Source organism: Actinoplanes sp. OR16, assembly GCF_004001265.1.
GTDB lineage: Bacteria > Actinomycetota > Actinomycetes > Mycobacteriales > Micromonosporaceae > Actinoplanes.
Genome location: NZ_AP019371.1, coordinates 5,140,784 through 5,163,744, shown reverse-complemented (window position 1 = coordinate 5,163,744; position 22,961 = coordinate 5,140,784). Strand labels below are relative to the sequence as shown.

Sequence of the window (22,961 nt, the reverse complement as noted above, 5' to 3'; positions counted from 1 at the left end):
CTGGTCACAAACGCGGGCCATGCTAGCACCGGCGTTGCCGGAAAGAGGTTTCTCCCGATCCGCGGGCTATTCATTCGCCTTAGCCTTTGCAGGGCCCCGGCGTGACAAAAGCCGCAACGCCGGATTCTCCACTCGTTCGTAGAGCAGCCAACTGGCGGCCAGCGCCAGGGCGAGCGCGAGGACCGCGATGCCGAGTCCGGCCACGGCGGTGTGCTCGATGCCGAGGCCGTGCACGACCAGTCGCAGGACCAGCTGGTGCACCAGGTAGAACGCGTAGGAGATCTCGCCGAGCCGGACGGCGGTGGAGCTGCGCCACGGGCTGCGCGCGCCGGCCACGTCGGCCGCGGCGGTCGCCGCCACCAGCAGCGCGAGCGGCACGACGGTGCCGGCCACGATCCGGAAGTCGTCGGGCAGCCAGCGGACGCTGAGGTACGCCGCTGCCGCCAGGACCATGGCCGGGGCCAGGCCGAATCGGGACGGCCAGCGCCCTTGCCGGACGATCAGGGCGAGCAGCATGCCGGCCGCGAACTCCGGGAGCCGGGTCACCGGGAACACCCAGATGAACCAGTAGCGGTCGTCGGCGGGCAGCGCCCGGGCGATCACCGGGACCAGCCACACCAGCCCGAGCATCAGGGCGGCGCCGGGCCACAGGGCGCGGCCGGGCAGGCGGCGGACCACGAGGTACAGGGCCGGCCACATCGCGTAGAAGAAGACCTCACAGGCGAGCGACCAGCTCACCGTGTTGAGCCCGAAGAACACGTCGATCTCCGGTGACCAGGCCTGCAGCAGGAGCAGGTTGGGCAGCCAGATCGACACCGCGACCCCGCCGCCGGCCAGCGCGAGCGCCATGGCGACGAACCAGGTGGCCACGTGGTCGGGATAGATCCGGGCGACCCGCCGCCACCAGAACCGGCGGGCGGTGTCACCGGGACGCACCGACCAGGTCAGCACGAAGCCGCTGAGGATGAAGAAGAACGAGACGCCGACCGCGCCCGGGCCGAACACCCACTCCATCGCGGTGCGGACCGGCCCGTCGGCGACGATCCGCTCGATGTGCACGTGGAAACCGAAGACCAGGAACGCCGCGAGGAACCGGAGACCGGTCAACGACGGCAGCCGGGCCGGTGGTGGAGATGCCGCGTGCCGCTCGGAGGCTGCCGGCTCGACCGCTGTCACCGCGCCACCGTATCGGCCGCCGCTGGTTTCCGGTGTCGCAGCATCGACAGCCGGTCGGGGGCTGATGCCCGCACGCCGTCCTCCATCCCGTCCGCCTGTGTAACCGTCCGGGGGAACTGTGCAGAGTCCGCCCCACGCAGCGGTAGGCCCGTCCGGACGGCGAGCGTCTGGCGGTTCGGTCAGAACCGCACGAAGATCATCCGGTTTGGGGGGAAGGCCGGAGAAGTGGATGTTGAGACGCCCTGTCCAGTTTCGTCAGGTATTGCCGCGAGTCAATCGGCTGAACCGTTTTGTTTCGTCGGCTGCCCGGAGCGCCTGTAAAACATTCGACTAGGGTTGCCGCCGCAGGGTCCATTGCTGTGGATGTTCCGTTCCGGAAGAGTCTTCCCCGCGAAGGACTGCGCCCGCAACGGCGCGGCAGCCCGTGAGATGTCCGGAAAGGGAAGTGCGCGGCGAATGCAGAAAAAGCGACCTCAGGTCTCCATCCTCATCGCCAATTTGCCTGCAGAGCGTGATCGCCGGGTCATCCGGGAGTGTCTCTCCCTGGAACGCGCCGGTTATGACGTGACAGTCATCGCACCGCGCGGCGACCGTACGCTGAAGACCCTGCCCGGCAGCCGCAACACCCGCCTGAAGCCGTACCCGGTCTACGTGCTCGGCAGCGGCGTGCTGTCGTTCGCCTTCGAGTTCCTCTGGTCGTTCCTCTGCATCGCCGTGCGGCTCGTCGGCGAGGTGTTCGCCGGCCGCGCCCACGCCGTGCAGGTGTGCAACCCGCCGGACGTCTACTGGCCGCTGGCGCTGGTCTTCCGCGCGCTGGGCCGGCCGTGGGTCTTCGACCACCACGACCTCAGCCCGGAGATCTACGCGACCCGGTCCGGCGACAACCCGCCCAACCCGCTGGTCTTCCGGACGCTGGTCGGCTTCGAGTGGATGTCCCTGCGGACCGCCTCGGCGGTCTTCGCGACGAACGAGTCGTTCCGGGAGAACGCACTGTCGCGCGGTGTCGCCGGCGAGAAGGTGACGGTGGTCCGCAACGGCCCGGCCCGCGACGAGATCGCGGTGGCCGGCCAGACCGAGGGCGACACCGGGCGCACCCCGAACCACCTGGTCTACCTCGGTGTCCTCGGCCCGCAGGACAACGTCGAGGGCGCGGTGCTGGCCGCCGAGGAGCTGACCCGGCTGCGCGGCCGCACCGACTGGCGGCTGACCGTCGCCGGTGACGGCGAGAGCATGCCGGCCCTGCAGAAGCTGGTCTCCGACCGCGGTCTCGGCGACGTCGTGGAGTTCGCCGGCTGGCTCGACGCGAAGGGCGTCGACGACCTGCTGCGCTCGGCCACCGTGGCGATCCAGCCCGACCTGCCGACCCGGATGAACCAGCTGTCCACGATGGCGAAGACGGTCGAGTACCTCGGCCGGGGCCTGCCGGTCGTGGCCGTCGACCTGATCGAGACCCGGCGCAGCGCCGAGGAAGCCGCCGTCTACGTGCCGACCGGCGACCCGGCCGAGTTCGGCGCCGCGATCAACGAACTCTTCGACGACCCGGCCCGTCGTGCCCGGATGCGCCGCGACGGCCTGGCCCGGTTCGCCGAGGTGCTGTCCTGGGAGCACCAGGCCGAGCGGTACATCGCGGTCTGGAACCGGCTGCTCGCCAAGCGCCTGCCGCCGGCCCGGGCCGGCGTGTCCATCCCCCGCCAGCGGACCGGCGAGGAACTGACGTCCACGGCGCGCGACGAATGAGCGTCGGCGCTGTCAGCGTGGTCATCGCCGCGCACAACGAGGCCGCCGTCCTCGGCCGCTGCCTCGACGCGCTGCTGACCGACCCGGAGGCCCCGCCGCTCGAGATCACCGTGGTGGCGAACGGCTGCTCGGACACGACCACCGCGGTCGCCGCGTCCCGCAAGGGCGTGCGGGTCCTCGACCTGCCGCAGCCGGGCAAGGCCGGCGCGCTGAACGCCGGCGACGAGGTCACCGCCCGGTTCCCCCGGCTCTACCTGGACGCCGACATCGTGCTGCCGCACGGCTCGATCCGGGCGCTGGCCGAGGCGCTCGACGACACGGTCCAGGCCGTGGTGCCGAGCCGCCGGCTGGACGTGACCGGCCGGCCGCCGCTGGTCAAGGGCTACTTCGCGATCAACTCGCGGCTGCCGGCGTACCGTGACGCGCTCTTCGGACGTGGAGCGATCATGGTGTCCGCCGCGGGCCGGGCCCGGTTCGAGGAGTTCCCCGGCATGGTGGCCGACGACCTCTTCCTCGACTCGCTCTTCACCCCCGAGGAGAAGCGCGAGGTGCCGGCGGCGGTGTCCACCGTCTCCACCCCGCGCCGCACCGGCGACCTGGTGCGCCGGCTGACCCGGGTCCGGGCCGGCAACGCCGCGATGCGCGCCGCCGCGGCCCGTGGCGAGGCGCCGTCCGGTGTCCGCGGGTCCGTCCGCTCCTCCTGGCTGCGTGACGTGGTGCTGCCGCGCCCCTGGCTGGCCCCTGCCGCCGCCTGTTACGTGGGCCTCACCGTCCTCGCCGCCCTCCGCGCCCGCCGCCAGGGCGACGTGGCGTGGGGGCACGACGCGTCGTCCCGGACCGAGCCGGCCGCGCGCTGATCCTGGAGAGTCATGAGCGACAGCAAGGTACTCAACATCTGCTTCCACGGCGTGGGTGAGCCGCAACGGGAGATGGAACCCGGCGAGGACGTCTACTGGGTCACCGCCGACCGGTTCGAGGCGATCCTCGACGAGGTGTCCTCCTGGCCGGTCCCGGTGCGGCTCAGCTTCGACGACGGCAACGCCTCGGACGTCGAGATCGGCCTGCCGGGTCTCGTCGAGCGCGGCCTGACCGCCGAGTTCTTCCTGCTGGCGGGTCGCCTGGACACGCCCGGCAGCATCGACTCCGCCGGGGTCGCGAAGCTGCGCGCGGCCGGGATGCCGGTCGGCTCGCACGGCATGGCGCACCGGTCCTGGCGCGGCCTGACCGCCGCCGAGACGGTCGCCGAGTTCGACACCGCCCGGACCGTCCTCGCCGAGGCCGCCGGCGCGCCGGTCGACACCGCCGCCTGCCCGCTCGGCCGCTACGACCGGCGGGTGATCACCGAGCTGCGCCGCCGTGGCTACACCCGGGTCTACACCAGCGACCGCCGGCCGGCGCGGGCTGATTCGTGGCTGCAGCCGCGGTACAGCGTCCGGCACCACGACACCCCGGAATCGCTGCGCGCCGAGGTGCTGGCCCCGGCGCCGCTGCCGGCCCGGGCCCGCGCGCTCGCCGTGGGAGCCGTGAAGCGATGGCGGTGACCCGTCCGGTCGTGCTGGCCGGTTTCGCCGAGTCCCTGGCGGCCATCGAGTCGGTCTGGATGCTGCGCGACGCCGGTCACCGCGTCGTCGCCTTCACCCGGGAAGGCCGCGACCCGGCCCTCGCCGCCGTCGAGGGCGTCACCGTCGTGCCGGTGCCCTCACCGGAGAAGGATCTGGACGCCACCCTGGCGGCCCTGCGCGCGCTGATCGAGGTGGAGAAGCCGGTCGCGGTGCTGCCGTTCGACGACGCGTCGCTGCTGATCGCCGACCGGCTGTCCACGAACATCCCGATCGCCGGCCCGACCGGCAAGCAGGCGGCCCTCGCCCTGGACAAGAGCGAGCAGCTGGACCTGGCGGCGAAGGCGGGTTTCGCCGTCCCGGACACCACGGTCATCCACCCCGGCGAATCCGAAATTTCCGAAATGCCCGGCGACGGTCCCTGGATGGTCAAGTGTGCCGCCGCCGAAGTGGTCAGGGACGGACGACTCGACCGGCCGGCCGGCGGCATCGCCCGCACCGAAGCGGAAGCACGCGCCACAGCGGCGGGATTCGGCGCACCGGCCCTGGTTCAGCGTCTCGTCGACGGCGTGGGCGAGGGCGTCTTCGGCTACGCCGTGAACGGCGAGGTCCACGCCCTCTCCGCGCACCGCCGGGTCCGGATGATGAACCCGCGCGGCTCCGGTTCCAGCGCCTGCCGGTCGATCGACGTCGACCCCGGCCTGGCCGCCGCTGTCGCGCGCTTCTGCGAACTGGCCGGCTGGCACGGCATCTTCATGATCGAGCTGCTGCGGGACGGCGAGGGCCGGCCCTGGTTCATGGAGCTCAACGGACGGACCTGGGGCAGTATGGCCCTCGCACGGGCGCGCGGTCTGGCGTACGCGGAATGGGCAGTGACCGGCGCTCTCGACCCGGCCTTCCGCCCGGCGGTGAACGCCGATGAGCAGGAGCATGTCCTCAGCCGGCACCTGGGCCGCGAGATCGTGCACCTGCTGGCCGTGCTGCGCGGGCCGCGGGGCGCGGACGTGGGACGCTGGCCGTCGCGCGGCGCCACCATCGCCGCGATGCTGCGTCCCGCCGGGCGCACCCGGTGGTACAACTCCCGGCGCGGAGAATTCAAGGTTCTGGCACGCGACACCTGGCAGACGGTGGCCGGGCAGGTTCGGAGGAAGTCGTGACGACGGTACGGGTGGCAGCCCACGTGCATTCGGCCTGGTCCGACGACGCCACCTGGAAGCTGCCGGACATCGCCGCCGCGTTCGCCGAGCGGGGTTTCCGGGTGGTGCTGCTGGCCGACCACAGCCGCGAGTTCCAGCCCGAACGGCTCGACGAGTACGCGGCCGCCTGTGCCGCCGCGAGCACCGACGAGGTGCTGCTCGTGCCCGGTATCGAGTACAACGACCCGGACAACGTCGTGCACGTGCCGGTGTGGGGGCAGGTCCCGTTCTACGGGCACGCCCCGGACATCACCGAACTGCTGGGCAAGGTGGCGGCGGACGGCGGCGTGGCGGTGCTCGCGCACCCGTGGCGCCGGGACGCCTGGCGCCGCTACGACCCGGTCTGGACCGAGCTGCTCACCGGCGTCGAGGTGTGGAACCGCAAGTACGACGGCCTCGCGCCGAACCGCCGGGCCGCCGAACTGGCCCGCCGGGAGGGGCTGCGCCCGTTCGCGTCGGTCGACTTCCACACCCGCCGCCAGCTGTTCCCGCTGGGCGTGGACCTGACGCTGGACGGCGACACGATCGATCGGGACGCGGTGGAACGGGCGCTGAAGGCCGGCCGGTTCACGCCGATGTTCCGGGACCGGCCGATCGCCAGCGTCCTGCGGGGCGTGGACGGCACGGTGCTGCGCGGCGTCGAGCTGGCCCGCCGCAAGGCCGCGCCGGTGCTGCGCGGCCTGCGACGGGATTAGGGCTCAGAGACCCCAGGTGGGCCCGGGCGCCTGCTTCATCCGCTGCGGGCTGAGCAGCGCGGCGGCCGCGGCCTTGCTGGCCTGGTTGCCGCGCAGCGAGCGGGACACCTCACGCAGCACCAGCGCCGACCAGTACGCCGCCGTGCTGACCGCGGGATTGCGCCGCCGGAACAGCCGCACCCGGTTGACGGTGAGCAGCGCCCACAGCCGCGGCGACACCTTCGAGTCGCCCTCCAGATGCACGGCGAGCGCGTCCGGCGCGAGACGGGTGACGTACCCGGCGTCGCGGGCCCGCAGCGAGTACTCGGTCTCCTCGGAGTAGAGGAAGAACGACTCGTCCCACGCGCCGACCTTGTCCCAGCACTCGCGGGAGATCAGCATCGCGGATCCGGCGGCCCAGTCGGCGGCGGACTCGCGCTCGTAGTACGCGTCGCCGACCACCAGCTCGCCCAGGAGTGGGTAACGGCCGGCCCGGTTGGCGCCGAGCAGGGCGTCACCGAACGCGCGCGGCACCGACGGCTCACGGCGCAGCACGGCGATGGCGGAGCCGTCGCCGCGCTCCAGCCGGGGCACCACGATGCCGGCCTTGGTGCGGCGCAGGTTGGCGAGCAGGGTCGGCCCGCAGCCGGGCCGCAGCCGGATGTCCGGGTTCAGCACCAGGATCGCGGTGTGCGGCTTCGCGGCGGCGACGGCGGCGTTGATGCCCGCGGCGTATCCCGCGTTGCGACCCATCTCGACCACCTGGGCGCTCGGGAGCAGCCGGTGCACCTCGGCGACGCTGTCGTCGGCGGAGGCGTTGTCGGCGACGGTGAGGTGCCAGTCGAGCCCGTCGAGACCGGGCCCGAGCGAGGCGATCAGGTCCTCCAGCAGGCGGGCGCTGTTGTACGTGACGACGACAACCGCCACCGTCTCGCCGCTGGAATTCACTGCCGCTCCCCCTTCGTCAATGACAATTCGGCGCCCAGTTCACCAGTTCCCACGCGCGCGCGGGAAGACTCGATCGGCCAGAGAAACCAGACGAACGACCACACCTTTGTCTGCGTGCGGGCGTATGGAGAAGCCTCGCGATTCGTTACGGTTCATCCCCGTGGGTGTCCAATCTCTCCGCTGGCAACTCGTTGACCGTCCCGGCTCGCTGGGCGACAAGATGCGCACCAAGCGCCGCGGCTGGCTGTCGCAGCAATTCCCGGATCTGGCGGAGATGTCCGTCATCGATCTCGGTGGCCGGGCGAGCAGCTGGGTCAACGCCGCCGTGCGTCCCAAGCACGTGCACATCGTCAACCTCGAGGGCGAGACCGGCCTGGAGAGCGGCGAGGTGCCCTCGTGGGCCGAGGTCGACTTCGGCGACGCCTGCGATCTGCCGGCCGCGATCCGCAATCGGCGCTATGACCTGGTCTTCTCCAACTCGGTGATCGAGCACGTGGGCGGCCACGAGCGCCGGATGAAGCTGGCCGAGGCGGTGCACTCGCTGGCCGACGCGCACTGGGTGCAGACGCCGTACCGGTACTTCCCGATCGAGCCGCACTTCGTCGCGCCCGGCATGCAGTTCCTGCCGAACGCCGCGCAGGCCGTGATGGCCCGCAAATGGCCGCTGGTGCACACTCCGCCCGCCGACAAGCAGGGCGCGATCGATTCCGTGCTCTGGGTGGAACTGCTGGACCGCACCCAGATGCGCCATTACTTCCCGGATTCCACGCTGATCGCCGAGCGTTTCGCCGGCCTCACCAAGTCGCTCATCGCGATCCGCAAGCCATAACACCAGGTCGTGCGAAGGCCCGGCGGTCATCCGCCGGGCCGTTCCCTTTTCCCCGGTACGCCGGCAGCGCTGCTCTCGGCGTCGGTCAGCGGCAATTCACGGGCGGCCCAGCGCCCGGTATTCCCATCCCGCGTCCCGCCATGCGCCGGCGTCCAGCGCGTGCCGGCCGTCGACGATCCGCCGCTGACTGGTGACCGCGCCCATCGCCGCCGGGTCGATCTCCCGGAACTCGGTCCACTCGGTCAGCAGCACCACCACGTCGGCGTCCTGAGCCGCGTCGAGCGCGTTCTCCCCGTAGCCGAGGTGCGGGAACTGCCGCCGGGCGTTGTCCATCGCGGCCGGGTCGTAGACGACGACCTCGGCGCCCATCCCGGCCAGTGTCGCCGCCACGTCCAGCGCGGGCGCGTCCCGGATGTCGTCGGAGTTCGGCTTGAAGGCGGCGCCGAGGGCGGCGACCTTCTTGCCTGCCACGTCGCCGTCACAGAGCTCGACGACGAGGTCGACGGTCCGCGCGCGCCGGCGCCGGTTGATGCCGTCGATCTCGCGCAGGAAGCCGACGGCCTGCCCGACGCCGAGCTCCTCGGCCCGGTGGGTGAAGGCGCGGATGTCCTTGGGCAGGCAGCCGCCGCCGAAGCCGAGGCCGGGGCGCAGGAACTTGCCGCCGATCCGCTCGTCGTAGGCGAGGGCCTCGGCGAGGTCGTGTACGTCCGCGCCGGTCACCTCGCAGATCTCGGCCATCGCGTTGATGTAGGAGATCTTGGTGGCCAGGAACGAGTTGGCCGCCACCTTCACCAGCTCGGCGGTCTGCAGGTCGGTGACCTTGACCGGGACGCCCTGGTCCAGCACCGGCTCGAACGCCGCGCGCAGCTGCTCCTCGGCCCAGGCCGACGTGACGCCGAAGACCATCCGGTCCGGCTTCATGGTGTCGTCGACCGCGAAGCCCTCGCGCAGGAACTCCGGGTTCCAGGCCAGCTCGACCTGGTCGCCGGCGGGCGCCAGCTCGCGGATCAGGTCGGCGAGCCGGGCCGCGGTGCCGACCGGGACCGTCGACTTGCCGACGACCAGCACCCGGCGGGTGAGGTGCGCGGCGAGCGCGGTGACAGCGGCGTCCACATAGGTCAGGTCGGCGGCCGGCGAGTCCCTCTGCTGGGGCGTGCCCACACAGATGAAGTGCACGTCGCCGAACGCGCCGGCTTCGGCGAAGTCGGTGGTGAACCGCAGCCGGCCGGAGTCGAGCGCCTTGGTCAGCAGCTCGGGCAGGCCGGGCTCGAAGAACGGGACCTCGCCCGAGTTCAGCTTCTCGATCTTGACCGGATCGACGTCGACGCCGATGACGTCGAAGCCCATCACGGCCATGCAGATGGCGTGGGTGGCACCGAGGTATCCGGTGCCGATGACGGTGAGACGAGGGCGGTTGATCATCAGTAGGCTCCGGAGCTGCGGACGACCGCGCTCACTGTTCGGGCCAGGATCGCCAGATCCATGGTCATGGACCAGTTTTCGACATAGGTCAGGTCGAGCCGGATCGACTCCTCCCAGGAGAGGTCGGAGCGTCCGGAGACCTGCCACAGGCCGGTGAGGCCGGGTTTGACGACGAGACGGCGGCGCATGTCGGCCGGGTAGCCGGCGACCTCGCGGGCCAGCGGCGGGCGCGGGCCCACCAGCGACATGTCGCCCTTGAGGACGTTCATCAGCTGCGGCAGCTCGTCCAGCGAATAGCGGCGCAGCCAGCGGCCGGCCGGCGTGATCCGCGGGTCCTCGCGCATCTTGAACAGCTCGCCGTCGGTCTCGTTGAGTTCCTGCAGCTCGGAGAGCTTCGCCTCGGCGTTGACCACCATGGTGCGGAACTTGTAGAGCACGAACAGCTCGCCGTCCTTGCCGACGCGCTCCTGCCGGAAGATCGCCGGGCCGCGGCCGCCGGGACCGAACGCGACGAGCGCGGACAGCACGACGAGCAGCGGGGACAGCAGGGTCAGCAGGACGAGCGCGCCGACCCGGTCGAAGAGGTTCTTCACGAAGCGGGCACTGCCCTTGAGGCGCGGGTGCTCGACGTGCAGCATCGGCAGGCCGTCGACCGGGCGGATCGTGGTGCGGTCGCCGGCCACGTCGACGAGCGTGCTCGCGACGATCAGGTCGATCTCGTCGCGCTCGAGCTGCCAGGCGAGGCGGCGCAGCGCCGGGCCGTCGATCTCCGGGCAGGAGAGGACGACGACGGTGTCCGCGTCGGAGCGGCTGACCGCCGTCGCGACGCCGTCGAAGGTGCCGTAGATCGGCGGCAGGCCGTCCACGAAGCGGCTGCGGGTCACGCCGGGCGGCAGGCAGGCGCCGATCACGCCGAGGCCGTGGAAACGCTCACGGCGCAGCCGCCGGGCCATGTCGGCGACGGCACGCTCGTGTCCGACCAGGATCACGCGGTTGAGCCGTTCACCTCTAGCCCAGGAACGGTGGAGCATCTGCCGGAACACATAGCGGGCGAAGATGTCGACGGCGATCGCCAGGGGCATCGCGATAATCACGTAACCGCGAGCCAGACGAAGGTCGAACGAGAAGGAGACAATGGCGAGACCGGCGGTGAGCGCCAATCCCGAACGGAACACCCGGGCGTACTCGTCGGTGCCGACGAAAAGGTGTCGTGGCTCATAGGCCCGGTTCATCGCGAGGCAAGCGATCCAGGCCAATGGCAGAAGCGCCGTGATGATGAGGTAGCCGCGGTTGTAGGGCTCGGTGCCGGTCGATCCGAATCGGAGCACCAGCGCCCACGACGCGGCGCAGAGACCCACGACGAAATCGATGACCCAGAGTCGCCGGGTATAGCGGCTCTGCCAGCTGTCGCGAGCCTTCGTGGCGCGGGGACCGGCCTTGAGCTGCCGTGCCTCCTCAGCGAGATCGAGCGTCTCCACTGATTCGATGGTTTGCACGTCATGCCCCCGTATCGACTGCGATCAACCCTACGTCCTTTTTACCCTGCATGGCCGAGATGCCTGAAGAGTGGGACATCAGACTGAAAATCCCCCTGGGCGGAAACCCGTGCGACACACCAGACAGACTGCTGACCCTCGCACGATCGCGCTACATCTTTCCGTTCGACAGGAATGGCGGATCGGATGAGGCCGGGAGTCATAGCAGGGCAACACCTCCGAATCGGACGATCCAGAAATCCCGTGCTGGATCATCCCACATCCCTTCGGAAAACGGCTCCTGGCCACCCTGGGTAACACCCGGCGAACAATGGGTCAATCGGCCACTTAGGACGATGCTCGGTCGTGATTCCGACGCAGCGTTGCGACATGCTCACGGCATTCGTCATAACGGGGCAAAAGGCCGCTCTCACGAGCCTCCGCGAGGGTCGGCGCCTGATCGTCCTTGCCCGAAAGCAGCGGCGTTTCCGCAGGCCAGGTGATGCCCAGCTCGGGGTCGAGGGGGTGGATGCCGTGCTCGCGACCGGGACGGTACTCGGTCGAGCACAAGTAGGACACGGTGGCGCCCTCGGTCAGCGCGCAGAAGCCGTGACCCAGCCCTTCGGCGAGATACACCGCCTTGCGCTCCTCGTCGTCGAGGCGCACCGCCTCCCAGGCGCCGAAGGTCGGCGAGCCCACCCGGATGTCCACGATCACATCCAGTACCGAACCTTTGACACACGTCACATACTTCGCCTGCCCCGGCGGGACGTCGGCGAAGTGGATCCCGCGGACGACGTCACGCGCCGAGACGGAGATGTTGCCCTGAGCGAGATTCAGGGGGTGACCGACGGCGGCCGCCAGGTGATCGAACCGGTAGAACTCCAGGAACGTGCCCCGGGCGTCACCGTGCTGCACCGGGGTGACCTCGAAGGCGCCCTCGATGGTCAGTGGCCGGATCTTCACAGGACTCCTCCGAATCGGCCCGTCTCCAGCAGACGGATCAGATACTGACCGTAACCGCTCTTGAGCAGAGGGTCAGCGAGCTCGCGCAGCCGGTCGTCGGAGATGAAACCGAGTCGCCAGGCCGCCTCCTCGACGCAGCCGATCTTAAAGCCCTGCCGCTCCTCGATGACCCGCACGTACTCCGAGGCCTGGACCATGGACTGGAACGTCCCGGTGTCCAGCCAGGCCGTTCCGCGGTCGAGAACCGTCACGTCGAGCCGGCCCTGGCGCAGGTATTCCTCGTTCACCGCGGTGATCTCCAGCTCGCCGCGGGCGCTGGGCTGCAGCTTGCCGGCGATCTCCACCACATCGGCGTCGTAGAAGTACAGGCCGGGGACCACGTACGTCGACTTCGGCCGTGCGGGCTTCTCCTCGATGGAGAGCACTTTGCCCGATTCGTCGAACTCGACGACTCCGTAGCGTTCCGGGTCGGCTACCGGATAGGCGAAGACGCGCCCGCCGGCCGGCTCACTGAACTGGGACAACTGCCGCCCCAGGCCCACGCCGTGGAAGATGTTGTCGCCGAGGATCAGGGCCACCGGCTCGTCACCGATGAAGTCGGCGCCGATCCGGAACGCCTGCGCGATCCCGTCCGGTTCGGGCTGTTGCGCGTACGTCAGCTCCAGGCCGAACTGCGTACCGTCACCGAGCAGTCGCTCGAAGTGAGGCTGATCCTCCGGCGTCGTGATCACCAGGATCTCCCGGATCCCGGCCGATACCAGAGTGGTCAGCGGGTAGTAAATCATCGGTTTGTCGAAGATGGGCATTAGCTGTTTGGACATGGCCTTGGTAATCGGCCAGAGTCGGGACCCCGTACCTCCGGCCAGCAAGATTCCGCGCACCGGGGAACCCTAAACAGTGGGTGCCAGCGTCTACACTCCCCACCCGTGCAGATTTTCGTAACCGGTGGTGCCGGCTTCATCGGATCCGCCTACGTCAGGGCCCTCTTGCAGGACGAGTTCCCGGAGGCAGCCGGAGCCTCGGTGACCGTTCTGGATCTGTTGTCCTATTCGGGTAATCGCGCGAACCTCCCGGTGTCGGATCCCCGACTTCAATTCGTGCAAGGCGACATCTCCGATTCCGGCCTGTTGCGTGACCTGCTTCCCGGTCACGACGTCGTGGTGCATTTCGCCGCCGAATCGCACGTCGACCGTTCCATCAACTCCGCCGTGCCGTTCGTCACGACGAACGTCCTCGGCACCCAGGTCCTGCTGGACGCGGCACGCGCAGCGGGCGTCGGGCGCTTCGTGCACGTCTCCACCGACGAGGTCTACGGCTCGATCGACGAAGGATCGTGGACCGAGACCTGGCCGCTGGCGCCGAATTCCCCGTACGCCGCCTCGAAGGCCGCCTCCGACCTGATGGCCCTCGCCGCCCACCGCACGCACGGCATGGACGTCGTCGTCACGCGCTGCTCCAACAACTACGGGCACCACCAGTTCCCGGAGAAGGTCATCCCGCTCTTCGTGACGAACCTGCTGGACGGCAAGAAGGTCCCGCTCTACGGCGACGGCGGCAACATTCGTGACTGGCTGCACGTGTCCGATCACTGTCGCGGCATCCAGTTGGTGCTCCAGAAGGGCCGCTCCGGCGAGGTCTACAACATCGGCGGCGGCACCGAGCTCTCCAACCGTGAGCTCACCGGCCGCCTTCTGGAAGCCTGCGGCGCGGACTGGGACAGTGTTCAGCCGGTCGCTGACCGTAAGGGACACGACCGCCGCTACTCGCTGTCGATCGAGAAGATCAAGAGCGAGCTGGGGTACGAACCCCGAGTCGCGCTCTCCGATGGCCTGGCCGCGACCGTCGAGTGGTACCGGGAGAACCGGGACTGGTGGGAGCCGCTCAAGGCGCGGAGTGCCCTCTGATGCGCTGGGTGATCCTGGGAGCGGGCGGGATGCTCGGGCGGGACCTCGCTTTTTCGCTGGCCGGCGAGGATGCCGCGGCTCTGACCCGCGCTGATCTGGATATTTCCGATTTATCCGCTGTGCGCGCCGCCGTCGATGGCGCTGACGTCGTGATCAACGCAGCTGCTTGGACGAATGTGGACGGCGCGGAGACCTCCGAGTCCGCCGCCACGGCCGTCAACGGTCACGCGGTGGCGGGCCTGGCAACGGTGGCCGGCAAGCGGCTCATCCACATCTCCACGGACTACGTGTTCGACGGCACGGCGACCTCGCCCATCCCGGAGAACACCCGGCAGGCGCCGATCAACGCCTACGGCCGCGGCAAGGCGGTCGGCGAGAAGGCGGTCCTCGCTGCGGGCGGCTACGTCGTGCGGACCGCGTGGCTCTACGGCGAACACGGCCCGAACTTCGTGCGCACCATGCTGAAGCTGGCCGAGTCCCGCGACACCGTCGACGTGGTCGACGATCAGGTGGGCCCGCCGACGTGGTCGTTCGCCCTGGCGCAGCAGCTCGTCGCGCTCGCGCGGTCCTCCGCCGCCCCGGGCGCCTATCACGGGACCGCCGCCGGTGCTACGACCTGGTTCGGGCTGGCGCGCGCCGCGTACGAAATCGCTGGTCTTGATCCTTCTCGTGTGAAACCCACGACGAGTTCCGCCTTCGTGCGCCCCGCCCGGCGACCGTCTTACAGCGTTCTCGGCCATGACGCCTGGGCCGGCACCGGAGTCGACCCGCTGCCGGACTGGCGTGCCTCGCTGGAGGAGGCGATGCCGGCGTTGTTGAGATCACTACGCACGGAATGAACCTGCCGGGGTAGACCTGGACGCATGACTCTCTCCAACAGCGGCAGCATCGACCTGGGCGGTAGGAGCGTGCACCGGCTCGGCTACGGCGCCATGCGGATCACGGGTCCCGGCATCTGGGGCCCGCCCGCCGACCTCGATTCCGCTCGCGCCGTCCTGCGCCGGGCCGTCGAGCTCGGTGTCACGTTCATCGACACCGCCGACTCGTACGGCCCGGACGTCTCGGAGAACCTGATCCGCGAGGCCCTGCACGACGGCACCGGCTACGACGACGTGGTGATCGCGACGAAGGGCGGCTTCACCCGCCACGGCCCGAACATCTGGCGTGCCGTCGGCAACCCCGACTACCTGCGCCAGTGCATCCTCATGTCACTGCGCCGCCTCGGCGTCGAGCAGATCGACCTGTGGCAGCTGCACCGCATCGACCCGTCGACGCCGCGCTCGGACCAGTTCGCCGCGCTGCGCGCCTTCCTCGACGAGGGCCTGGCCAAGCAGGTCGGCCTCTCCGAGGTGTCGGTCGACGACGTGAAGGCCGCCCAGGACGCCGGGGTGCCGGTCGCGTCGGTGCAGAACCGCTACAACCTGGGCGACCGCCGAGCCGAGGACCTGGTGGATTACTGCGAGTCGCAGGGCATCGCCTTCATCCCGTGGGCGCCGGTGGATGCTGGCTCGCTGGCCCGCCCTGGTGGCCCGCTGGAGAAGGTGGCGGCGAACCACCCGGGCGTTTCGAGTGGGCAACTCGCGCTGGCGTGGCTGCTGCAGCGCTCCCCCGTCATGGTCCCGATCCCAGGCACCTCGTCGGTGAAGCACCTGGAGGAGAACCTGGCGGCCGCCGACGTGAAACTGACCGACGAGGAGTTCGAGGCGCTCGCCAACGCCGCCTGAGACGGTGGGTACGTCATCCTGCTTCGCTTGCAGGGAAACTGCAGTTTCCCTGCAAGCGAAGGCTTACTAACTACTCATGAGGCGTCACCGCTCGAACCCTCCAGCCCGCGCACCTCCCGAGCCACGGAGTCAGGCACGTCCTGGAGCAACGCCGTGGCTTGACGGTAATCGTCCGAATCCGAAGGCCGGCGCAAAGCCCAGCGAAGGATGGGAACGGCGTCTGGTGATCGCAGCAAGTCCCTTAACCGCTCGGGACCAGCTACGCGATCACGTAACTCTCGCCACGTATTCATCGCCACTCCCACGTTTTCGACGCTGCGAGCGAGCGCGACATCGCGAGGTCTGGCACTTAGATTAAGTCGCCCGTCTCGCCTTACACCGAGAACAACGCAGTCGAGGGTGCTCCCCACGCTCGGCCAGCCAGCCCTCGACGCTGGAACCTCGTCGAATACGGCGGACGAATCAACATAACCTGGTTGCTCGTCAACAACCGCGCGAACCACCAGACCGTAGTGCTGATGGCGCACCACTTCACACTCGACCATGTCGTACACGGAACGCAAATCAGCACCTCACCTTAGCCACCTGGCGTCCACGGCAGACGCGGGAACGAATTAAACTCGTCGAAGAGTTCGCGCGGAATAACATATTCAATGGCTCCTTCGTTCGAGAAGTCCTCCATTTCTTCGATATTGTTTTTCCGGAGCCAAACGGTCGGAACTCTGACGACAAAGCCATGTCCATGCGTGCCCGGGTTCCGGCGCGCGAAATCCTCCACCCGCGCCCTGTTGCCGAAGTAGGCCGAGCCGTCAGAGCCGTCGTCGGCGAAACCAGGATCTCCGTCTCTGGGGAAGTTGGCCGGATCGAGGCCGTCGATCTCCTCGCTTGCGCCGCGAGCCTCAGGAGAGACCCTATACAAATCTGTGATCTCGCAGTTATGGACCAGCACCGGAGCCGTGCCCGCAAGTACGAAGTACGTGTGGATGTCGTCGACCGTGATGTCGTACATCGTCCGGAGGCCGATGTAGCTTCTCGTCCGCTCGACGGTGAGGACGCCGCCGTTCGTGCTGGTGAGACGATCGCCCGACTCGAGGTCGACCGCTTCGACCCAGGCCTTGTCGGTGAGGCTCCAGAAGGGGTGGTTGACCGTGGTCTTGAGTTCGGAGACCACGCCCTTCTCGTCCTTCACCTGGAGGTCGGTGAACTCCTTGTCCTGGTTGATATGGGTGGCGACGACTTCCTTGTCCGCCGTTTCGCCGGTCTCGGGATCTGTTGCGACCACCTCGTCGCCGATAACCAGGTCTTTGATCCGTTTTGTTGAGCCGTCCGCCAGGAGAACCAGGGTGCTCGGCGCGAAACTGTGGCAGCCAGCGGCCTTCAACGCCTTGCGGTTGGCGAAGAACTCGCCGACCAGGCGTTTCATTCGGTTGCCCAGGCGCCAGAGGCTTCCCACCACCTCTTTCAGCTTGTTGATTTTGAAGGCGTAGCGAGCAACCAGCTTGCCGGCGGCGCCGCCGATCGCGGCCATGACGACGTTGATGGCGGTGTTGACGCAGCCGCCGATGTCGCCCTTCGTGAAGCAGTCGACCGCGTCCGTGATGCCCAGCTCGTCGGCGATGATTTTGCCGAGGACCTTTGCTGTTGCGGCGATCTCCCTCTTGACGCGCTTCTCTTCCTTCTTCGCCTTCTTGACCGGCTCCGGAAGGGCATTGTCGGAGTCGTTCACATCCTTGTCGTCGTTGGGGTTGCCGTCGAGCTTGCCGTCGTTGTCGCCCTCCTCCTCATGCAATTTCCCGGTGGAGTCGACCCAGTCGGCGCCGGGGCCGCAGTAATCGTCGGAGCAGAATTTCAGGCCTGACGGGTCGGTGAAGGTGACCGGGCTGTTGTTGGCGTACGCATACCCGTTCATCTGCTGCGGATCGGTGACGTCGAGGACCGGGTCGACGGATATGAACCTGCCGGTCTTCGGGTCGTATTCGCGGGCGCCCAGATGGGTCAACCCGGTCGTCGAGTCCTTGGTGCCGCCGACGAATCCCTTCTCGCCGTACCAGGCTCCGGCTGCCGGCGCCGCTCCCCGGTCACCGCCGAACGGTGTGGTGCGCCGCATCGTGATGGCGCCGGTGGTGGCGTCGATGGCGGCCTGCCCGGTGCCGTTGGCGTCGGAGACCTGGAACTGGACGCCCTTGGCGGTACGGATCGCGACCGCTCCCCCGGCCAGCGCGATGAACCGGGTGTCCTCGACCACGCCGGACGCGGTGTTCAGCCGCAACTCCATGCCGGGCAGGTAGAGGGTGGTGAACCCGGGCTCCTTGCGGATCAGCCGGTCGCCGCCGGCGGAGTAGACGAAGCTGGTCTTCTTGCCGTCCGCGTTGGTGACCGCCGACAGCGATCCCTCGGCGTCCCAATCCAGCTTCTGCGTGCTGCCGGCCTCGGTCCGCTCAAGCGTATTACCCGATTTGTCATACTTGTACGAATACAGCTTCGACCCGGAAGCCGCCTTCTCCGTGATCGACTGCACCGCATGCCCGGTCGCATAGGTGTAGTCCCGCGTGACGTCGGAGGCCCCGTGGAGGGTCTCCTTCGTCCGGTTACCCGTCTCGTCGTACTCGTAGGAGGAGTGGTAGGGCGCCACCCCGCCCACCGTCGTGTCCGAGCAGTCCACGCCGGCGGTGCTGTAGGCATCGGTCATCCGGCGCAGATGGTCGTAGGTGAAGCACTGCACGTCCCGCACACCGGAGCCCGGGGTGTCGGCGACCGACAGGATGTTGCCGACCTGGTCGTACCGGTATTCCTGGTAGATGTCGCTGGACGGCCGGTCCGGGACGGGGTTCTGCGAGCTGACGTAGCTCTCCCGCTTGACCATCAGCTTCTGCAGCCGCTTGGTGCTGGTCTCGTAGTCGAGCGTCACCCACGCCTTGCGCTTGCCGGTGTCGAGCTGCGCCTGCGTGACCTCACCGGTGTCGGTGTACTTGACGTCGGTGACGTAGCTGGTGGCGCCGGTGATGCCGGTGACCCGCTTCAGGTTGTCGTACGTGTAGACCACCGGCTCGGCCGCGAGGCCCTTGGTGGCCGGATAGGTGAAGCCCTGCTGGGTGCCGTCGGCGTTGTAGCTGCTGTTGAAGGTGTAGACGCCGGCCAGGTTGGTTCCGGCGTCGGCCGGGATCGAGTAGATGCTGCGTAGCGGCCGGTACAGGTTGTCCATCGCGGTCGTCGCGGTGATGTACTCCTGGCCGTTGACGTAGCGGGTGGACGAGTAGGGCTGGCCCTTCATCAGCGAGTCGTAGACGTTCTTGGTGAGCTGCGTCCGCGTGGTCCCGGCGACTTCGAAGGTGCCGGTGACCCGGCCGAGGTCGTCGTACACGGTCTCGATCTTGCGACCGCGGGCGTCCTGGGTGCTGGTCAGCCGGTCGACCACGTCGTACCCGAAGCTGGTCGTGCCGGCGTCCGGGTCGCTGCTCGTGACCTTGCGGCCGACCTGGTCGTACGTCGACGCCCAGATGTTGCCGTCCGGGTCGGTGACCTTCGCGAGCTGCCCGGCCGGCGTGTAGTCGTAGAAGGTCGTCTTGTGCGTGCCGGTCGGCGTGCCGCCCTCGTAGTGCCACAGCTGGACCATCCGGCCGCGCGCGTCCGAGATGGACGTGGTCGCGGTGCCACCCTTCGGCGGGGTCAGGTGCGCCCGGTCACCCTCGTACGCCGTACTGCTGCGCCACAGCTCCTTGCCCTTGGAGAAGGTGATGGTGTGGCTGATCCGGCCGGCGCCGTCGTAGACGTAACCGGTCTCCTGGTCGGTGTCGGCGTGCTCGGTCGGCAGGAGCTGACCCGCGGGCGCGCCGGCCGCGAAGTACGGCTCGCTGGTCCGGTCGACGCTGCCGATCCCGTTGTACCAGGTGTCGGAGACGAGCCGGCCACCGTTCGGGCCCTGCACCTGGAGCTGGCGGGGTCGCATGAAGCCGTCGAAGATCTGGTACTCGACCTGGGTCTTCGACGCCTCCACGTCGGGCTTCTCGGTACGCACCACCACCGGCTTGCCGGGGTCGGTGACGTACGTGTACTTCATCGTCGGCAGTCCGCTGACGGCCCGGTCCGGCAACAGCACCTGGGTGAGGCGGCCGAGTTTGTCGTACGACGAGGTGGTGACCTTGTCGTTCCAGTCCTTCTGGACCGTGGTCAGGCCCCACGCCGGGTTGTAGTCCGTCGTGGTGACGAACTCCGCGGCGGTGGCGCCCTTCACCGAGATCTTCGGGGAGAACTCCTGCTTCCTGGTGGTCAGCCCGTTCGTCTCGGTGTAGGCGAACCGGCTCACGACGCCCTTGGCGTCCTTCGCGGTGAGCGGCCGGGCGTACGCGTCGAACGTCCCCTCGGACACCATCGCGTACGTGCCGGTCGTACCGTTGTGGGCGGTCAGACGCTCGGTCTTGGTCGTCAGACCGCGCGTCGGCGCGGCGCCGAGAGCACCGCCGTCGAAGTAGGTACGCCCGTCGGACAGCACGTCCTTCGCCCGATTCGGCGTCGTCGAGCAGTTCACCGCGACCGTCTCGGTGCGGTACGCCAGCGACCGGATGTTCTTGCCGTCGTTGTCCGCGTAGTAGGTTCGCCCGCAGGTGTCGTCGGCGCTGGTGCTCACGTCGCCGAGGTCGTTCACCTCGGTGACGCGGCCCCAGGTGGCGTCGTACTTCGTCACCGTCTTGGTCTCACGCTGGCCACCGGACGGCAGCGGCGTGAATCCGCGCTTGGTCTCGGTGCGCACGAACGTCGCCTTGTCGGTGCCGAACGACCGCGTGTGACTCGCCGTCTCGAACCGGATCGGTGAACTCGTGGCCTTGCTGATGACGTCCGAGCTGGTCCCGTCGAGGACCTTGGTCTCGTACTCGAAGCCGACGAACTCCTTGGCGTCGGTGTACGTCACCCCCGCCGAGTCGGTCACCTTGACGTCGCGGGTGCCGCCGTCCGGGTCCTTGTCCCCGTCCATGCCCTGCAGGTAGTAGTGCTCGGACCGGGTGCTGATGACCTGGTCGGTGCCCTTGCTGACCCGCACCTTGGCGTAGCCGCGCCATTCCGACCAGGTGCGGTACTTCTCCTCGGTGATGCCGTCCGGGTCCGGGTACCGCCAGGCGGCGTCGCCCAGGTAGTCGTAGAAGGTCACCATGTCCGGCGTGAGGATGGTGTCCGGGTCGACGTCGGTGAGGTCGGTCTCGCGGACGGACTCGACGACGTACTTGTTGAACCAGTCGGTCACCGGCTCCTTGAAACCGGCGCCCTCCCACTTGACCGGGAAACACCGCCGGGTGCTCTCCCCCGGCTTCGGCAGGTTCCCGGTGGCACAGTTCGGTTCCGCGTACACGACCTCGGTCTGACCGCCCGTGTCGTTGTAGATCTTCGCGAGGCGCGGCCGGACGAAGTCGCCCAGCATGTCCTCGCCGTCCTGCAGGATGCGGTTCGGCAGGAGCATCAGATCCAGGCGTACGCTGCCGCCGTTCAGTGCGGACCCGGTCCCGTAGACGCCCTCCTGCTTGATGGTGTGCAGCCAGAGGCTGTTGCTGCCGTCGCCGTTGTCCGGGTACAGGTGCCCCAGCGTCCACTTGTCGACAGGGGCGAACGACGACGTCCCGTTACGGATCTCGGTGGTCACCGTGGCGAGCCGCTTGCGGGTGAAGAACGTCGGTGACGTCTGGTCGGTCTTGCACTTGCCGCCGGGCGCACAGATCCGGTCGAACGGCACGTCGGGCCAGGCCAGACTGGTCGCGTCGGTCAGGTTGCCGGCCGCGCAGGCGGTCGCGTTCACGGTCGGGTCGCAGCGCTCGGCGACGTCGAACACCACGCGCGCCGCAGCGGCCTGCGTGAAGATCGCGCCTTCCCGCTGGCCGTACTCGATGCGCTTGAGGTAGCCGCCGCGGTCGTACTCGGTGCCGTTCACCGACGCGTCGACGTTCCGGGCGTAGGCGTTCTTCTCCTTCTCGTAGTAGTAGGTCATGACGTTGCCGTGCCGGTCGACGGCGTAGTCGAGATTCCACCGCCACGCCTGCTGGCACCAGGCGCTCGCGAAGCTCGCCTTGTAGCAGGGTTCGGCGCCGCCGCCGTCGTCGGTGTTGGTGGCGTCGTCACCGAAGACGGGCACGGTCCAGGTCGAGTTCGTCTCCGGCTTGCCGGAATTCCAGCCGGGCAGCTGGTTGAGGCCGAAGTAGTACTGGTAGCCGTCGGTGGTGGTGAGCTTCCAGTGCTCACCGGCCACCGTGCCGTCGCCGGCGTCGCCGTTCACCGCGCCGGTGAGCTTCTCGATCTTGGAGCCGTTGTCGTTCGCGAGCTTCCAGGTGTTCCCGGACTTCACCAGCTCGGCGGAGCTGCCGTTGAGCGACATCGTCAGGTTCTCGTGCGACCAGCACAGGTCACCGACGGTGGAGTGCCCGTCGTCCTTGCACGCCTTGTAGCGGCGCTCGACGTAGCCCGGCTCGAAACCGAAGCCCTCACCGACCCACGACCCCTGGTTGTTGGTGGTCGCGGTGCGGCCGTCGATGGACTGCGAGTTGTAGCTGAGCGAGACACCGGGCCCGAAGCCACCGGGCACCGGGGGCACCCGCATCGGGTACGACCAGGAGAACGCGCCCGACGAGGTGGCGACGTCCCACTTCGACGAGGGCGCCAGCGAGGTCGCGCCGAAGTCACCGGTCGACGAGCTGGAACTCGCCGACATCGCGACCAGCGTGCTCGCCGCGGCGACGCCGACCTCGGCGGTGAGGGTCCGTGCCGACGTGTCGTTCACCGTCTTCAGCGGCTCGGGCGCGCAGGCCGGTAGGTCAGGCGTGGTGAGCGCGCACTCCGGCAACGCCACCAGCGTCAGCCGGCCGCCCCGGTCGCCGCTGCCGCGACCGGCGTACGTCGCGTAGTCGAGGCTGAGCTTCACCTTCCCGGTGGCGCCGCCGACCCGCAGCACCGGCCCGCTCACCTTGGCCCGGTCGGAGACCTCCTTGCCGAAGGTCTGCACCCTGATCCGCTTCGGGCTTCCGGACACGCCGGCCTTGGCGGCGCGCACCTTCATCCCGCCGACCGAGCCGGCGCTCTGCACGGCGATCTCCGCGCTGGCCGCTTTCGGCCAGGCGGTGGCGGGCTGGGAGCGCTCGGCGAGTGTGAGCGCCTTGTCGGGCAGGTTCGTCAGGCCCTTCGGGGCGGGTCGCGCCGGCGCCGGCTTGCCGTCGTCCGGCACGGCCGGTCGATCGTTCGCCGGGCCGGCCACCGCCGGGGTCTGTGCGACCTGCAGGATCGTCGCCGTCAGGACGGCGGCCAGACCGGCGGCGAGGAGCCGCCGGGTTCGGGAAGCACGCGAGCGCTTGCCCGGAGGACTGGATCTAGGCATGTG

General features: G+C 68.9%; 16 protein-coding genes. 9 read left to right on the top strand and 7 right to left on the bottom strand.

Going from position 1 to position 22,961, the window contains the following annotated elements; translation table 11 throughout:
* Positions 1-66 precede the first annotated feature (66 nt).
* Positions 67-1,176 (bottom strand): acyltransferase, encoded by a 1,110-nt coding sequence (locus EP757_RS23520; RefSeq protein ID WP_160165863.1) that lies wholly within the window; start codon positions 1,174-1,176, stop codon positions 67-69.
* Positions 1,177-1,605: 429 nt separating this feature from the next.
* Here EP757_RS23520 and EP757_RS23515 point away from each other — a divergent pair, with 429 nt between their 5' ends.
* From EP757_RS23515 to EP757_RS23495, 5 genes are read left to right on the top strand one after another with little or no spacing between them, the layout of a single operon-like run.
* The gene (locus EP757_RS23515; protein WP_370457869.1) at positions 1,606-2,913 is read left to right on the top strand and encodes a glycosyltransferase family 4 protein; all 1,308 of its coding nucleotides are present in this window, start codon (positions 1,606-1,608) and stop codon (positions 2,911-2,913) included.
* Complete coding sequence (locus tag EP757_RS23510) at positions 2,910-3,770, top strand: glycosyltransferase (protein ID WP_127549399.1); 861 nt, start codon at positions 2,910-2,912, stop codon at positions 3,768-3,770. Before EP757_RS23515 ends, EP757_RS23510 begins: the two co-directional genes overlap by 4 nt.
* A gap of 12 nt (positions 3,771-3,782) precedes the next feature.
* Positions 3,783-4,454, top strand: coding sequence for a polysaccharide deacetylase family protein (locus EP757_RS23505; protein ID WP_127549397.1), 672 nt, complete (start codon positions 3,783-3,785; stop codon positions 4,452-4,454).
* On the top strand, positions 4,445-5,629 hold the full coding sequence (locus EP757_RS23500) for a hypothetical protein (RefSeq protein WP_127549395.1): 1,185 nt from the start codon (positions 4,445-4,447) through the stop codon (positions 5,627-5,629). The genes EP757_RS23505 and EP757_RS23500 overlap by 10 nt, the downstream gene beginning before the upstream one ends.
* Positions 5,626-6,363, top strand: a complete 738-nt coding sequence (locus tag EP757_RS23495; protein WP_127549393.1) for a PHP domain-containing protein — start codon at positions 5,626-5,628, stop codon at positions 6,361-6,363. The genes EP757_RS23500 and EP757_RS23495 overlap by 4 nt, the downstream gene beginning before the upstream one ends.
* Positions 6,364-6,366: 3 nt before the next feature.
* Here the strand turns inward: EP757_RS23495 and EP757_RS23490 are convergent, their stop codons facing one another.
* On the bottom strand, positions 6,367-7,290 hold the full coding sequence (locus EP757_RS23490; RefSeq protein ID WP_127549391.1) for a glycosyltransferase: 924 nt from the start codon (positions 7,288-7,290) through the stop codon (positions 6,367-6,369).
* Positions 7,291-7,450: 160 nt separating this feature from the next.
* On the opposite strand from EP757_RS23490, the gene EP757_RS23485 reads away from it, so the two are divergent.
* Positions 7,451-8,119 (top strand): class I SAM-dependent methyltransferase, encoded by a 669-nt coding sequence (locus EP757_RS23485; RefSeq protein ID WP_127549390.1) that lies wholly within the window; start codon positions 7,451-7,453, stop codon positions 8,117-8,119.
* A gap of 96 nt (positions 8,120-8,215) precedes the next feature.
* On the opposite strand, the gene EP757_RS23480 is transcribed toward EP757_RS23485, so the two are convergent.
* The 4 genes from EP757_RS23480 to rfbA all read right to left on the bottom strand — a co-directional run bounded on the left by EP757_RS23480 (position 8,216) and on the right by rfbA (position 12,863).
* Positions 8,216-9,541, bottom strand: a complete 1,326-nt coding sequence (locus tag EP757_RS23480) for a UDP-glucose/GDP-mannose dehydrogenase family protein (RefSeq protein ID WP_127549388.1) — start codon at positions 9,539-9,541, stop codon at positions 8,216-8,218.
* A complete protein-coding gene (locus tag EP757_RS23475) occupies positions 9,541-11,019 on the bottom strand; it encodes a sugar transferase (RefSeq protein WP_232049960.1) in 1,479 nt (492 codons plus the stop codon). The genes EP757_RS23480 and EP757_RS23475 overlap by 1 nt, the downstream gene beginning before the upstream one ends.
* A gap of 345 nt (positions 11,020-11,364) precedes the next feature.
* Positions 11,365-11,982, bottom strand: a complete 618-nt coding sequence (locus tag EP757_RS23470; protein ID WP_127549384.1) for a dTDP-4-dehydrorhamnose 3,5-epimerase family protein — start codon at positions 11,980-11,982, stop codon at positions 11,365-11,367.
* Positions 11,979-12,863 (bottom strand): glucose-1-phosphate thymidylyltransferase RfbA, encoded by an 885-nt coding sequence (gene rfbA / locus EP757_RS23465; RefSeq protein ID WP_127549382.1) that lies wholly within the window; start codon positions 12,861-12,863, stop codon positions 11,979-11,981. Before rfbA ends, EP757_RS23470 begins: the two co-directional genes overlap by 4 nt.
* Positions 12,864-12,908: 45 nt before the next feature.
* Between rfbA and rfbB the strand changes: the two genes are divergently transcribed.
* From rfbB to EP757_RS23450, 3 genes are read left to right on the top strand one after another with little or no spacing between them, the layout of a single operon-like run.
* A complete protein-coding gene (gene rfbB / locus EP757_RS23460; RefSeq protein ID WP_127549381.1) occupies positions 12,909-13,886 on the top strand; it encodes a dTDP-glucose 4,6-dehydratase in 978 nt (325 codons plus the stop codon).
* Positions 13,886-14,725, top strand: a complete 840-nt coding sequence (gene rfbD, locus EP757_RS23455) for a dTDP-4-dehydrorhamnose reductase (RefSeq protein WP_127549379.1) — start codon at positions 13,886-13,888, stop codon at positions 14,723-14,725. The genes rfbB and rfbD overlap by 1 nt, the downstream gene beginning before the upstream one ends.
* Before the next feature lie 24 nt (positions 14,726-14,749).
* Entirely contained in the window at positions 14,750-15,610 is an 861-nt protein-coding gene (locus tag EP757_RS23450) for an aldo/keto reductase (RefSeq protein WP_127549377.1), read from the top strand.
* 577 nt (positions 15,611-16,187) lie between these two features.
* Here EP757_RS23450 and EP757_RS23445 read toward each other — a convergent pair.
* Positions 16,188-22,958: a polymorphic toxin-type HINT domain-containing protein gene (locus EP757_RS23445; RefSeq protein ID WP_127549375.1), complete on the bottom strand. Its 6,771-nt coding sequence runs from the start codon at positions 22,956-22,958 to the stop codon at positions 16,188-16,190.
* Positions 22,959-22,961: the final 3 nt, after the last annotated feature.

What these genes read in the sequence shown, in the direction of transcription:
- EP757_RS23445 (WP_127549375.1), bottom strand. Translation starts at nt 22,958, where the DNA reads ATGCCTAGATCCAGTCCTCCGGGCAAGCGCTCGCGTGCTTCCCGAACC.
- EP757_RS23515 (WP_370457869.1), top strand. Translation starts at nt 1,606, where the DNA reads ATGTCCGGAAAGGGAAGTGCGCGGCGAATGCAGAAAAAGCGACCTCAG.
- rfbD (WP_127549379.1), top strand. Translation starts at nt 13,886, where the DNA reads ATGCGCTGGGTGATCCTGGGAGCGGGCGGGATGCTCGGGCGGGACCTC.
- EP757_RS23450 (WP_127549377.1), top strand. Translation starts at nt 14,750, where the DNA reads ATGACTCTCTCCAACAGCGGCAGCATCGACCTGGGCGGTAGGAGCGTG.
- EP757_RS23510 (WP_127549399.1), top strand. Translation starts at nt 2,910, where the DNA reads ATGAGCGTCGGCGCTGTCAGCGTGGTCATCGCCGCGCACAACGAGGCC.
- EP757_RS23500 (WP_127549395.1), top strand. Translation starts at nt 4,445, where the DNA reads ATGGCGGTGACCCGTCCGGTCGTGCTGGCCGGTTTCGCCGAGTCCCTG.
- EP757_RS23505 (WP_127549397.1), top strand. Translation starts at nt 3,783, where the DNA reads ATGAGCGACAGCAAGGTACTCAACATCTGCTTCCACGGCGTGGGTGAG.
- EP757_RS23480 (WP_127549388.1), bottom strand. Translation starts at nt 9,541, where the DNA reads ATGATCAACCGCCCTCGTCTCACCGTCATCGGCACCGGATACCTCGGT.